Origin of the sequence: Streptomyces sp. NBC_00433, assembly GCA_036015235.1 — a bacterium.
GTDB lineage: Bacteria > Actinomycetota > Actinomycetes > Streptomycetales > Streptomycetaceae > Actinacidiphila.
Genome location: CP107926.1, coordinates 7,028,938 through 7,041,392 on the forward strand (window position 1 = coordinate 7,028,938; position 12,455 = coordinate 7,041,392).

General features: G+C 70.5%; 11 protein-coding genes, 1 pseudogene and 1 riboswitch. Of the genes and pseudogenes, 9 read left to right on the forward strand and 3 right to left on the reverse strand.

Going from position 1 to position 12,455, the window contains the following annotated elements; genetic code table 11:
• Window positions 1–38 precede the first annotated feature (38 nt).
• Complete coding sequence (locus OG900_29990) at window positions 39–1,322, forward strand: Ig-like domain-containing protein (GenBank protein ID WUH93935.1); 1,284 nt, start codon at window positions 39–41, stop codon at window positions 1,320–1,322.
• A gap of 7 nt (window positions 1,323–1,329) precedes the next feature.
• On the opposite strand, the gene OG900_29995 is transcribed toward OG900_29990, so the two are convergent.
• The gene (locus OG900_29995; protein ID WUH93936.1) at window positions 1,330–1,749 is read right to left on the reverse strand and encodes a hypothetical protein; all 420 of its coding nucleotides are present in this window, start codon (window positions 1,747–1,749) and stop codon (window positions 1,330–1,332) included.
• A gap of 214 nt (window positions 1,750–1,963) precedes the next feature.
• On the opposite strand from OG900_29995, the gene OG900_30000 reads away from it, so the two are divergent.
• The 6 genes from OG900_30000 to OG900_30025 all read left to right on the forward strand — a co-directional run bounded on the left by OG900_30000 (window position 1,964) and on the right by OG900_30025 (window position 9,137).
• Window positions 1,964–2,584 carry a heme-copper oxidase subunit III gene (locus OG900_30000; protein ID WUH93937.1) on the forward strand — a complete coding sequence of 207 codons (621 nt, stop codon included), beginning with the start codon at window positions 1,964–1,966 and terminating at the stop codon, window positions 2,582–2,584.
• A gap of 80 nt (window positions 2,585–2,664) precedes the next feature.
• Window positions 2,665–3,474 (forward strand): c-type cytochrome, encoded by an 810-nt coding sequence (locus tag OG900_30005; protein ID WUH93938.1) that lies wholly within the window; start codon window positions 2,665–2,667, stop codon window positions 3,472–3,474.
• Window positions 3,471–4,541, forward strand: coding sequence for a Rieske (2Fe-2S) protein (locus OG900_30010; protein WUH93939.1), 1,071 nt, complete (start codon window positions 3,471–3,473; stop codon window positions 4,539–4,541). Before OG900_30005 ends, OG900_30010 begins: the two co-directional genes overlap by 4 nt.
• A complete protein-coding gene (locus tag OG900_30015) occupies window positions 4,538–6,178 on the forward strand; it encodes a cytochrome bc complex cytochrome b subunit (GenBank protein WUH93940.1) in 1,641 nt (546 codons plus the stop codon). The genes OG900_30010 and OG900_30015 overlap by 4 nt, the downstream gene beginning before the upstream one ends.
• A gap of 142 nt (window positions 6,179–6,320) precedes the next feature.
• Window positions 6,321–7,385: an anthranilate phosphoribosyltransferase gene (trpD, locus tag OG900_30020; GenBank protein ID WUH93941.1), complete on the forward strand. Its 1,065-nt coding sequence runs from the start codon at window positions 6,321–6,323 to the stop codon at window positions 7,383–7,385.
• Window positions 7,386–7,480: 95 nt separating this feature from the next.
• Window positions 7,481–7,598, forward strand: a riboswitch (SAM riboswitch).
• A gap of 171 nt (window positions 7,599–7,769) precedes the next feature.
• Window positions 7,770–9,137: an aminotransferase class V-fold PLP-dependent enzyme gene (locus OG900_30025; protein WUH93942.1), complete on the forward strand. Its 1,368-nt coding sequence runs from the start codon at window positions 7,770–7,772 to the stop codon at window positions 9,135–9,137.
• Between the two features lie 34 nt (window positions 9,138–9,171).
• Here OG900_30025 and OG900_30030 read toward each other — a convergent pair whose 3' ends face one another.
• Together OG900_30030 and OG900_30035 are read right to left on the reverse strand one after the other, a co-directional pair.
• Window positions 9,172–9,453, reverse strand: coding sequence for an Lrp/AsnC ligand binding domain-containing protein (locus OG900_30030; protein WUH93943.1), 282 nt, complete (start codon window positions 9,451–9,453; stop codon window positions 9,172–9,174).
• Window positions 9,450–10,229 carry a rhomboid family intramembrane serine protease gene (locus OG900_30035; GenBank protein WUH93944.1) on the reverse strand — a complete coding sequence of 260 codons (780 nt, stop codon included), beginning with the start codon at window positions 10,227–10,229 and terminating at the stop codon, window positions 9,450–9,452. Before OG900_30035 ends, OG900_30030 begins: the two co-directional genes overlap by 4 nt.
• Before the next feature lie 127 nt (window positions 10,230–10,356).
• On the opposite strand from OG900_30035, the pseudogene OG900_30040 reads away from it, so the two are divergent.
• A pseudogene (locus OG900_30040) lies at window positions 10,357–10,593 on the forward strand (hypothetical protein).
• A gap of 423 nt (window positions 10,594–11,016) precedes the next feature.
• Window positions 11,017–12,315, forward strand: coding sequence for an NYN domain-containing protein (locus OG900_30045; GenBank protein WUH95985.1), 1,299 nt, complete (start codon window positions 11,017–11,019; stop codon window positions 12,313–12,315).
• Window positions 12,316–12,455: the final 140 nt, after the last annotated feature.

The following is a 12,455-nucleotide window of genomic DNA, read 5'->3' on the forward strand; positions in this document are numbered from 1 at the left end:
GCCGTGCGGAATCCGCGGCCGGTTCCTAGCGTGATGCCATGAGCCGAAACCCTCGAAGCCGGATAGTGATGCGCTGCGCTCTTCTCGTGGCGCCCCTCGCGGTGGGGCTCACCGCCTGCGGTGGGGACGGCAACCCGCTCGCCGCCCCGCCCTACGAATCCGCGGCCAAGGTCGCCTACTCGGTGGCGGAGGGCGGCAAGGCCGACCCCGGCAAGCCGCTCAAGGTCACCGTCAAGGACGACGGCAGCCGGATCACCGATGTGACCGCCACCGACGCCGCCGGGCGCTTCGTGAGCGGCAAGCTCAGCGAGGACGGCCTCAGCTGGCAGTCCACCGGCCAGCTGGCCGCGGGCGCCCACTACACGGTCCGGGTGAGCACCGAGGACGCCGACGGCCACCCCGGCCGCAAGACGCTGACCTTCGACACGACGCCCGCCGACGCCGGCTTCCACGTCACCTTCGGGCCCGACGCGGGTACCTACGGCGTCGGCCAGCCCCTCACCGCCGCGCTGAGCGCCCCGGTGAAGACCGCGGCCGCGCGCGCGGTCGTGGAGTCCCACCTGCTGGTCTCCAGCGCCCCGCAGGCCGCACACGGCTCCTGGTACTGGGTCGACGACCGCACCCTGCACTACCGGCCGAGCAGCTACTGGCCCGCGCACGCCAAGGTCGACGTCCGCAGCACGCTCAACGGCGTCAAGGTGCAGGACAAGCTCTTCGGCGGCAACGACAAGCCGCTCACCCTGCACACCGGCGACCGGATCGAGGCGATCACCGACGCGGCGACCGACCAGATGACCTTCAAGGACGACGGCAAGGTCGTGAGGACCATCCCGGTCACCACCGGCAAGCCGGGCTTCGACACCCGCAACGGCATCAAGGTCGTGCTGGCGAAGGAGAGCTTCGTCCAGATGAAGAGCACCACCGTCGGAATAGCCGCCGGCAGCTCGGACTCCTACGACCTGCCGGTCTACTGGGCCACCCGGGTGACTTGGAGCGGTGAATATGTGCACGCCGCGCCGTGGTCCGAGGGCTCGCAGGGCTCCGCCAACGTCAGCCACGGCTGCACGGGCATGAGCACCGACAACGCGCACTGGTTCTTCGACCACGTGCGCCAGGGCGACGTCGTCCAGGTCGTCAACAGCCACGGCCCCACGATGACGCCGTTCGACAACGGCTTCGGCGACTGGAACCTGGACGAGGCCAAATGGCAGCAGGGCAGCGCTCTCGGTTCCAAGGCCGCGGGCCTGGCCGAGCAGGGCTCCGCCGCCGTGGCGAGGAACCCGCTGTCCGACCCGGCGCGGCTGCGCCCAGAGACGGCCTGAGCCGCCGCTAGCGGGCCGCGACCGCCGTCGAGGCGGGCTCGATCCTGCGCCGCAGCAGGACGGCCAGGGTGTCGCTGAGCGCCACCGGGTCCACCGGGTGGGTCACCGCGGCGTCCGCGCGGCTCCAGGTGGCCAGCCAGGCGTCCTGCGGGCGGCCGATCAGCACCAGCACCGGCGGGCAGCGGAAGATCTCGTCCTTGACCTGCCGGCACACGCCCATACCGCCCGCCGGGGCCGTCTCGCCGTCCAGCACGCAGAGGTCGATGCCGCCGTTCTCCAGCTCGGTCAGCACCGCGGGCAGCGTCGCGCACTCCACGAACTCCACCGGCGGCAGGTCGGCGGCGGGCCTGCGGCCGACCGCGAGCCGGACCTGCTCCCGGGTGTTCGCGTCGTCGCTGTAGACCAGCACCGTGGCAGTCGCCTGCATCCTGGATCCTCCGGCTCGTGAACGGTTTCTCAAGTGAGTCGGATGCTACTCCCGCGGGCGCCTTCCGTGGAGGGGCCGCGGCCGCCCAAGATCCCGCGGACGGATCGTCATCCCTCGTTCGAGGGACGTCAGCGGGGGGCGACACGGCCCGGCGCAGGACCTTGACACACCGAAGGGGACCCCCGGAGTGAGCGCCGGATAAGCGACCGACATAATGTCGGACGTGGCGACAGCAACAGCAGTAGAAACCGGGCACGCGCACCCGTCGGTCAACCGGCCGAACCTCACCAGCGTCGGAACCATCATCTGGCTGAGTTCCGAGCTGATGTTCTTCGCGGCCCTCTTCGCGATGTACTTCACCATTCGGTCGGTCACGGGTGCCGATTTCTGGAAGGAACACGCCCATGCGCTGAACGTGCCGTTCTCCGCGACGAACACCACGATCCTGGTGCTCTCCTCCTTCACGTGCCAGATGGGCGTCTTCGCCGCTGAGCGCGGCGACGTGAAGAAGCTGCGCTCGTGGTTCATCGTGACGTTCGTGATGGGCGCGATCTTCATCGGCGGGCAGATCTTCGAGTACACGAGCCTGGTCAAGAAGGACGGGATCTCACTCAGCTCCGACCCGTACGGTTCGGTGTTCTACCTGACGACCGGCTTCCACGGACTGCATGTGACGGGTGGTCTGATCGCGTTCCTGCTGGTGCTCGGCCGTACGTACGCGGCCAAGCGGTTCACCCACCAGCAGGCCACCGCTGCCATCGTCGTGTCCTACTACTGGCACTTCGTCGATGTCGTCTGGATCGGCCTCTTCGCCACGATCTACCTGATCAAGTAGTCGGTCGCGTACCGCAGCACGGTGCCGGACAGGCACAACCCGAAGCATCGACACAAGAGATCCTGACACCGGGGTAATCCGTGAAAAAGCTCTCCGCACGACGGCGCCACCCGCTGGCGGCGCTTGTCGTCCTACTCTTCGCGCTAGCGGCCATCGGGGGGCTCTACGCCGCACTCGCGCCGGCACCCAAGGCGCAGGCCGACGACTCCTCCCAGTCCCTTGAGATCACCGAGGGCAAGAAGCTGTTCTCCGTGGGCTGTGCCAGCTGCCACGGCGCGCACGGCCAGGGGAGTTCGGACGGCCCCAGCCTGACCGGCGTCGGCTCGGCCGCGGTGGACTTCCAGGTCGGCACCGGCCGGATGCCCGCGCAGCAGCCCGGCCCGCAGATCCAGAAGAAGAAGACGCAGTACAGCCAGAAGGAGATCGACCAGCTGGCTGCGTTCATCGCCTCGCTCGGCCCCGGTCCCGTCACTCCGACGCAAGACCAGTACGACCCGGCCGGCGGCGACGTGGCGAAGGGCGGTGAGCTCTTCCGCACCAACTGCTCGCAGTGCCACAACTTCGTCGGCAAGGGCGGCGCGCTGACCGACGGGAAGTACGCGCCCACCCTCAAGGGCGTCGACCCCAAGCACCTCTACGAGGCCATGCAGACCGGCCCGCAGAACATGCCGTCGTTCCCCGACACCACGATGCCGTCGAAGAACAAGGCCGACATCATCGCGTACCTGCAGGCCGTCGACAGCGCCGACAGCAAGAACCCGGGCGGCTTCACGCTCGGCACCCTCGGCCCGGTGCCTGAGGGGCTGTTCGCCTACATCTTCGGCCTCGGCGCGCTGATCGCCGTCGCCGCCTGGATCGCGGCCCGCACGACCAAGGCCAAGAAGTCATGAGCGAAACCGGATCCCACAACGACATGGCAGAGCCAGAGGAAAACCTCCCGGCCACCCGCGGCGCGCACGGCGCCGAAGCGGCGGTCCCCGGCGACCCGTTCGCCAACCCCGGCCACCCGGAGCACGAATTCCGGCGTCAGGACATCGACGAGAAGGCCGCCAAGCACTCCGAGCGGGTCGTCGCGGGGCTGTTCACGCTGTCGATGCTGGGCACTCTCGCCTTCATCACCAGCTTCGTGATCTTCCCGGTCGACAAGTACATCTTCGTCTTCCCGATCGGCCACGTCAGCGCGCTGAACTTCTCGCTCGGCCTCTCGCTGGCCGTCGCGCTGATCGGCATCGGCGCCGGTGCCGTGCACTGGGCCCGCACGCTGATGTCCGACGAGGAGATGCCGGACGAGCGGCACTCGGCGAGCGCCGACGACGAACTGCGCGCCAACATCGAGGCGCAGTGGAAGCAGGGCACCAAGGAGAGCGGGTTCGGCCGGCGCAAGCTGGTCCGCACCACGATGCTGGGCGCGCTCACCCTGGTCCCGCTGTCCGCGGTCGTGATCCTGCGCGACCTCGGCCCGCTGCCGGAGGACAAGCTCAGGCACACCGCCTGGGCCAAGGGCAAGGCGCTGATCAACCCGAACACCAACAAGCCGCTGCGCCCCGAGGACATCCCCGTCGGTTCGCTCACCTTCGCCCAGCCCGAGGGGCTGAACGAGGCGGACGAGGACTTCCAGAACCAGATCGCGAAGGCGGCCCTGATGGTCGTCCGGCTCAAGCCGGAGGACATCAAGGACAAGAAGGAACTCGACTGGTCCCACCAGGGAATTGTCGCCTTCTCCAAGATCTGCACCCACGTGGGCTGCCCGGTCAGCCTGTACGAGCAGCAGACGCACCACGTACTCTGCCCTTGCCACCAGTCGACGTTCGACCTGTCGGACGGCGCCAGGGTGATCTTCGGTCCCGCGGGTCACCGGCTGCCGCAGCTTCGGATCAGCGTCAATGGTGAGGGCAACCTCGTTGCGATGAGCGACTTCGAGGTTCCCGTCGGTCCGGCCTTCTGGGAGCGCGGATGACTACATCGACAGAGACCTCGACGAGCACTCGGCGAGGCCCCAAACACCCCGGACAGCGCGTCGCGGAGTGGACTGACGCCCGAGTCGGTCTGTACAAGCTCGGCAAGTCCAACCTGCGGAAGATCTTCCCCGACCACTGGTCGTTCATGCTGGGTGAGATCTGCCTCTACAGCTTCACGATCCTCATCCTCACGGGTGTGTATCTGACGCTGTTCTTCCACCCCAGCATGAGCGAGACGGTCTACAACGGCCCCTACGCGCCACTGCAGGGCGTGCGGATGTCGGAGGCGTACGCCTCCACCATGCACATCAGCTTCGAGGTGCGCGGCGGTCTGCTGATCCGGCAGATCCACCACTGGTCCGCGCTGATCTTCATCGCCGGCATGATCGTGCACATGATGCGGGTGTTCTTCACCGGAGCCTTCCGCAAGCCGCGCGAGCTGAACTGGCTGTTCGGCTGGACGCTGCTCTTCATCGGCATGTTCGAGGGCTTCACCGGCTACTCGCTGCCCGACGACCTGCTGTCCGGCACCGGTGTCCGCTTCACCGAGGGCGCGGTGCTGTCCACGCCGATCGTCGGCACGTATCTGTCGATGTTCCTCTTCGGCGGCGAATTCCCGGGCCACAACTTCGTGCCGATCTTCTACTCGGCGCACATCCTGCTGCTGCCGGGCATCATGGCGGCGCTGCTGGTGGCCCACCTGATCCTGGTCTTCTACCACAAGCACACCCAGTTCGCGGGTGCGGGCAAGACCGAGAAGAACGTCGTCGGCATGCCGTTCTTCCCGATCTACACCGCGAAGGCCGGCGGTTTCTTCTTCCTGGTCTTCGGTGTCATCGCGGCCATCGCGGCGATCGCCACCATCAACCCGATCTGGACCATGGGCCCCTACCGGCCGGACCAGGTGTCCACCGGCGCGCAGCCCGACTGGTACATGGGCTTCTCGGAAGGCCTGATCCGGGTGATGCCGGGCTGGGAGATCAGCGCCTGGGGCCACACGCTCGTACTCGGCGTGTTCGTCCCGTTGATAGTGTTCCCGACCGTCCTCGTCGCCATCGCGGTCTGGCCGTTCATCGAGTCGTGGGTGACCGGTGACACGGGCGAGCACCACCTGCTCGACCGGCCGCGCAACCGCCCGGTGCGCACCGGCTTCGGTGTCGCCTGGCTGACGCTGTACTTCACGCTGCTGATCGGTGGCGGCAACGACCTGTGGGCCACGCACTTCCACCTGTCGATCGAGACGATCACCTGGTCGGTGCGCATCGGCTTCTTCGTGCTGCCGGCGCTGGCCTTCTTCGCCACCAAGCGCATCTGCCTCGGTCTGCAGCGCAGGGACCGCGACAAGGTGCTGCACGGCCGCGAGTCCGGCATCATCAAGCGGCTCCCGCACGGCGAGTTCATCGAGGTGCACGAGCCGCTGGGCCAGGAGGAGCTGCACGTCCTCACGGCCCACCCGCAGCCCCAGCCGCTCGACATCGGCCCCGAGGTCGACGAGAACGGCGTGGAGCGCAAGGTGAACGCGGTCACGAAGGTGCGGGCGAGGCTGTCCCGCAACTTCTACGGCGAGCACAGCCAGATCCCGAAGCCGACCGTCGAGGAGTACGACGAGATCACGAGCGGCCACGGTCACCACTGACCCGCTGCTCCGGCTACGACGATCCGCCCCCCGGGCCGGTCGGACATCCTGCGAAGGGTGACCGACCGGCCCGGGGGTTTTCCGCCGCCCCGCGCCGCTAGGCTGAGCGGCAGGGACCCTTACACCACCAGGAGCGTGGACCATGAGCGTTGTGAACCCGGCAGGTGACGAGACCGGGGCGCTGCGTACGTGGCCCGACGTCCTGTCGATGCTGATCGCGGGGCGGGACCTGGGGGTCGACGACACCGCGTGGGCGATGGACGCCATCATGCGGGGCTCCGCCACCGACGTGCAGATCGCCGGGTTCGCGGTGGCCCTGCGGGCCAAGGGCGAGACGGTGGAGGAAGTCACCGGCATGGTGCGGTCGATGTACGCGCACGCCAACACCATCGACGTGCCCGGCGCGACCGTGGACATCGTCGGCACCGGCGGCGACCGGGCCAGGACCGTCAACATCTCCACCATGTCCGCGATAGTGGTCGCCGGCACCGGTGCGAAGGTCGTCAAGCACGGCAACCGGGCCGCGTCGTCCGCCAGCGGTGCCAGCGACGTGCTCGGACACCTCGGGGTGAACCTGGACCTGACCCCCCAGCGGGTCGTGGAGGTCGCGGAAGAGGCCGGCATCACCTTCTGCTTCGCCGTCAGATTCCATCCGGCGCTGCGTCATGTGGCCACCGCTCGCGGTGAGTTGGGGGTGGCCACCACCTTCAACTTCCTCGGCCCGCTGACCAACCCGGCCCGGGTGCGCGCCCAGGCGACCGGGGTCGCGGACCTGCGGATGGCCCCGATCATGGCCGGCGTGCTGGCCGAACGCGGGTCGTCCGCACTGGTCTTCCGCGGCGACGACGGTCTGGACGAGCTGACCACGACCGCCACCTCGCAGGTGTGGGTGGTCGGCGACGGCAAGGTCGCCCAGCACTCCTTCGACCCGCGGGACATCGGCATCGACCTGGTGCCGGTCGAGGCGCTGCGGGGTGGCGACCCCGCCTACAACGCGGACGTGGCCCGCCGGCTGCTGGCCGGCGAGACCGGTCCGGTCAGGGACGCGGTGCTGCTCAACTCCGCCGCCGCGCTGGTGGCGCTGAACCCCGGCGACGGCACCCTGGAGGACCAGCTGGCCGCCGGCACGGCCAGGGCCGCGGAATCCCTCGACTCCGGCGCCGCCGCGGCCGTGCTGGAGCGCTGGGCGGCCGCCACCAACGCCTGACCGTCGCCTGACCTCTTCCACCGCGGGACCAGGGCGCCGTCCGTACCTCGGACGGCGCCTTGCGCATACGGCGACCTGTGGCAGAATCCGTTGCAGGTCACGAGTGACAGCGCAAAGGCCCCGGCTCGCTGTCCGGCAACCCTCCGTCCGAGGCGGGGTGCCCCGGGTGATGACCGGGCTGTGAGCAAGCAAGGCTCGCAGCAAGCCGGACTCGGGAGTTCTTTCATGCGCAAGCGAATGCGATAGGGCCTCACGGCCCCGGTTCCGCCGTACCGCGGTGCCGCTGTGCACCGGTCCTCATTCCTCACTCCGCCGTTCGACCGCCCCGTCGCGCCCCCTGCCGGCGCACGGAGCTGTCGCCTGCCGTCGCGCCAGGAGCCCGCCATGACCGTTTCCACCGCCACCATCCCTGTGACCTGCGACCTCTCCCCGCTGCCGGTGCTCGGCCGGGACGTGACCGTACCGCTGGTGACCGGTGGTGAAGTGACCTACGCCGCCCTCGACTACGCCGCCAGCGCGCCCGCGCTCCAGCGGGTGTGGGACGACGTGGCCGCGTACGCCCCCTACTACGGCAGCGTGCACCGCGGCGCCGGGTACCTGTCCCAGCTGTCCACCGACCTCTTCGAGCAGAGCCGGGCCACCGTCGCCGACTTCCTCGGCTGCCGCCCCGCCGACCAGGTGATCTTCACCCGCTCCACCACCGACTCGCTCAACCTGCTGGCCGCGGTCCTGCCGGCGGGGACGCAGGTCTTCGTCTTCGAGACCGAGCACCACGCGGCGCTGCTGCCGTGGCAGCGGGCGAAGGGCGCGCGGGTCACCTGTCTGGCCGCGCCGCACACCCCGGAACAGGCCGTCGCCGCGCTCGACGTGGCGCTGCACGCGGCGCCCAAGGGCCCCAAGCTGGTGTGCGTCACCGGCGCCTCCAACGTGACCGGCGAGCTGTGGCCGGTACGCGAACTCGCCGCCGCCGCGCACCGGCACGGCGCCCGTATCGTGCTGGACGCCGCACAGCTCGTGCCGCACCGGAAGGTGGACGTCGCCGAACTCGACGTCGACTGGGTCGCCTTCTCCGGCCACAAGCTCTACGCGCCCTTCGGCGCCGGGGTGCTCGCCGGCCGCCCGGACTGGCTGCGCGAGGCCGAGCCCTACCTCGCGGGCGGCGGCGCCACCCGGACGGTGGTCCGGCGGGCCGACGGCCAGGTCGAGGCCGAGTGGCAGGAGTCGGCCGCCGCCAGGCACGAGGCCGGGTCGCCCAACGTCATCGGGGCCTACGCCGTCGCGTCGGCCTGCAAGGCGCTCACCGAGGCCGGTTTCGACCGGCTGGGCGAGCACGAGCGGCAGCTGCTCGGCCTGCTGCGGGACGGGCTCGCCGAGATCCCCGAGGTGCGGGTGCTCTCGCTCTTCGGCGACGACGCCGACCGGGTCGGGGTGCTGAGCTTCGTCGTGCAGGGCTGGAACAGCTCGCACCTGGCCGCGGCGCTGTCCGCGGAGCACGGCATCGGCGTACGCGACGGCCTGTTCTGCGCGCACCCGCTCGTCCGGCACCTGCTCGGCGGTGAGCCGGAGGACCCGGGAGCCTGCGGCTCCCCGGAGAACCTGTCCTTCAACGCGGTCCGCGTCAGCTTCGGCGTCGGCACCCCGCCCGAGCACGTGCTGCGCTTCACCGGCGCCCTGGCCAAGCTCGTCCGCGAGGGCGCCGCGTGGACCTACCGCACCGAGTCGGGCCGCTGCGTCCCCGCGCCCACCGCGTAGGCCCGGGGCCCTCAGGGTCTGGCGCCTCGGCGCCTCAGGAGTCGAGGCCGATCGCGAAGGCCGCCTCCAGGTCGTGCTGGGAGTACGTGCGGAAGGCCACGTGGGTGTCGGTCACCTCGACGCCGGGGATCTTGCTGATCCGGCCCGGAATGATGTCCGCCAGGTCGTCGTGCCGGGCCACCCGCACCACGGCGATCAGGTCGTACGTACCGGTCACCGAGTAGACCTCGCTGACGTTCTCGAGCGCGGCGATCTCCTCGGCGATCTCGGGAATCCGATCCACAGTGGTCTTGATGAGCACGATCGCGGTGATCACGACTGAACGTCTCCTTGGGTCGTCCCGGCAACGACGCCCAGCTTAGACCTGGGGCGATAGCAGGCCCACGCCCAGCAGAAGCCGAAGGCGAAGCCGACCACGTGGGCCAGGTAGGCCACCCCGGGGCCGCCCGCCGCGGTCTGGGCGGCGAGCCACTGGAGCACGAACCAGAAGCCGAGCACCATCCAGGCGGGGAAGCGCAGCGGGACGAAGAACAGGAAGGGGAACAGGCTGGTCACCCGGGCCTTGGGGAAGAGGTAGAGATAGGCCCCCAGCGCCCCGGAGATCGCCCCCGACGCCCCGACCAGGCTCTGCGTGTCGTCGGCGTGCGCGAAGGCGAAGCCGTACGTGGCCAGGAAGCCCGCCGCCAGGTAGAAGAGCGCGAAGCGCACCCGGCCCATGCGGTTCTCGACGTTGTCGCCGAAGACGTAGAGGAAGAGCATGTTGCCGATCAGGTGCAGCCAGCTGCCGTGCAGGAACATCGACGTGAAGACGGACAGGAACGGCACCTTGCCGTAGGAGGCGGGCGCGGCGCATCCGGCGGGCAGGCCCAGGCCCGCGGGCGGCAGCCGGCCGTGGACCAGCTCGGCGGGGATCACCCCCCAGCGGTCGAAGTACATCGCCTGCTCGCAGGCCAGCCGCTGCCCGCCGCCGTAGACCGGGGTGAAGCCGGACAGCGGGCCGAGCAGGAAGACCGCGGTGCACACGGCGATCAGCCCGTAAGTGACGACCGGCGTACGGCGGACCGGGTTCTTGTCGTACACCGGGATGACCATGGACCGATCATGACGCAGCGGTCGTAACGGACATAGGCCGCCTCGCCGCAGCGCGGCGCACCTCCGAGGCCTTAGGGTGACCGGGACGCACGCTCCCACGGAGGATCCAGAGGAAGAGGTACCCGCGATGCCGGTTCCGCTGCCGACCGCGACGACGCGCTGGCGCTGCACTCTGTGCGGGAATCTGACCCGTTTCGACGTGACCCGCTCGTCGCGGGTCGTCGAGTACGTGCACCTGGACCTGGGCGGTGAGCCGTCGGTCGAGGAGACCGAGGTGCTGGCCGAGACCGTGGAGTCGGTGCGCTGCCGCTGGTGCAACGCGGTGGACCGGATCGAGCTGGTGGACCGCCCCGGGGCGGGCGCCGGCGGTGACGGTTCCGGCGGCGGTTCCGGCGGCGGTTCCGGCGGCGGGAACAGCAGTGCGGAAAGCGCCGCCGGGAGCGGTTCCGCGTCGGGCTGAGCGCCGGGCGGGGACAATGGAAGCAGCAGGGCGGCGGGCCGGAGGGATCGAAGGGGGCCGGGAGGACGCCGAGGAACCGGACGGGAGTGACTGGTGGACGGTATCGGCGGTTTTCCGCATGCCGGGGCGAGTGGTGCCGCGGCGGAGCCCGCCGTGCCCCCCGCGCCGGACGGGCCCGCCGACCCCGGTGACCCGGGCGATCGCGGCGACTCCGACTCCCACGGCGGCGGCGGTACCGGTGACCGCGCTTCCGGCGACGGTGTCTCCGGCGACGGTGAGGCGGAAGCGGAAGCCGCGGCGGAGGCCGAGCCCGCGCTCGACCGGCCGCTGCCCGAGGGCGTACGCCACCGGGTCGTCGCCATCGCCGCCGAGGCCTTCGGCGGCTTCACCTACCAGGAGCTGCCGGTCTCGCTGCGGCCCTACGCCCGCTTCACGCCCACCCGGCGGGTGAAGTACGCCGGGACGGCGCTGGCCGCCGCCCTGGAGCACGACCCCGCCTTCCGGCAGAAGGTCGCAGGACGGCTGCGGGAGATGCAGGCGGAGCTGGCCGGGGCGCTGGAGGGCGGCACCCCGCCGCCCGCCGCCGATCCGCTGGACGTGGCGGCCGCCGCGTATCTGCTGCGCCCCCCGGGCTGGGCCAAGTTGGTCGCGACCGCGGGCGAGGAGGCCCAACGGGCCGGCGCCGAGCGGGCCGACGAGGAGGCGCTGCGCGAACTGGCCGCGCTGCGCGGCGAGGTCGAGGCGCTGCACGAGCACGGCAGGGCGGACGCGGCCAGGGCCAGGGCCGAGCTCGAAGCGGTGCGCAAGGAGGGCGACGCGCTGCACCGCAAGCTGCGCAGCGCGCTCAGCGACGTCAAGCGGGCCGAGGCCGCGCAGCGCAGACTCCAGGCGGAGGTGGACGAGTTGCGGTCCGCCGCCGCCCACGACAAGGCCGCGTCCGACAGCGAGGCGCGGCGGCTGCGGACCCGGCTCGCCGAGGCCGAGGCCGTCATCGAGACCGGGCGCAAGGCGGCCCGCGAAGGCCGCAGCATCGAGGACGTACGGCTGCGGCTGCTGCTCGACACGGTCCTGGACGCCGCCTCCGGGCTGCGCCGCGAACTCGCCCTGCCGCCACGGGACACCATGGCGGTGCGTCCCGCGGACACCGTGGACGCGGTGGCGCCGGGCGCCTTCAGCGCCCGCGACATCGCCACCCGGGCGCTGTCCGAGACCGACCCCGCGCTGCTCGACCAGTTGCTCGCGCTGCCGCAGGCGCATCTGGTGGTCGACGGCTACAACGTCACCAAGACCGGTTATCCGGCGATGCCGTTGGAGAAGCAGCGGCTGCGGTTGCTCGGCGGTCTCGCGGCGCTCGCCGCGCAGAGCGGCGCCGAGGTGACCTGCGTCTTCGACGGCGCCGACCTGGACATGCCGGTGCTGCTCGCGCCGCCGCGCGGGGTGCGGGTGCTCTTCAGCAAGGCCGGTGAGACCGCTGACGAGTTGATCAGGCGGCTGGTGCGGGCCGAACCGCCGGGACGGCAGATCGTGGTGGTCTCCGCCGACCGCGAGGTGGCAGACGGGGTCGCCAAGGCCGGTGCTCGCCCGGTCGCCTCGACGCTGCTGCTGCGCCGCCTCGCGCGCGTCTGACCGCCCGCCGCCGCAAGCCGGTTCGTGACGGCCGTCACCCTGTGGAGTGTTCACTAGCGCACCAGTGTGCACTCTGCGTCGAACGGTCATCACTGCGTGTGTGAAGCGCGTAAAGAAAACGCGAACCGGTCGAGATTTTG

Bases quoted from the DNA above. Each gene is read 5' to 3' on its own strand.
- OG900_30015 (WUH93940.1), top strand. From the start codon at position 4,538: ATGACTACATCGACAGAGACCTCGACGAGCACTCGGCGAGGCCCCAAA.
- OG900_30025 (WUH93942.1), top strand. From the start codon at position 7,770: ATGACCGTTTCCACCGCCACCATCCCTGTGACCTGCGACCTCTCCCCG.
- OG900_30000 (WUH93937.1), top strand. From the start codon at position 1,964: ATGTCGGACGTGGCGACAGCAACAGCAGTAGAAACCGGGCACGCGCAC.
- OG900_29995 (WUH93936.1), bottom strand. From the start codon at position 1,749: ATGCAGGCGACTGCCACGGTGCTGGTCTACAGCGACGACGCGAACACC.
- trpD (WUH93941.1), top strand. From the start codon at position 6,321: ATGAGCGTTGTGAACCCGGCAGGTGACGAGACCGGGGCGCTGCGTACG.
- OG900_29990 (WUH93935.1), top strand. From the start codon at position 39: ATGAGCCGAAACCCTCGAAGCCGGATAGTGATGCGCTGCGCTCTTCTC.
- OG900_30035 (WUH93944.1), bottom strand. From the start codon at position 10,229: ATGGTCATCCCGGTGTACGACAAGAACCCGGTCCGCCGTACGCCGGTC.
- OG900_30010 (WUH93939.1), top strand. From the start codon at position 3,471: ATGAGCGAAACCGGATCCCACAACGACATGGCAGAGCCAGAGGAAAAC.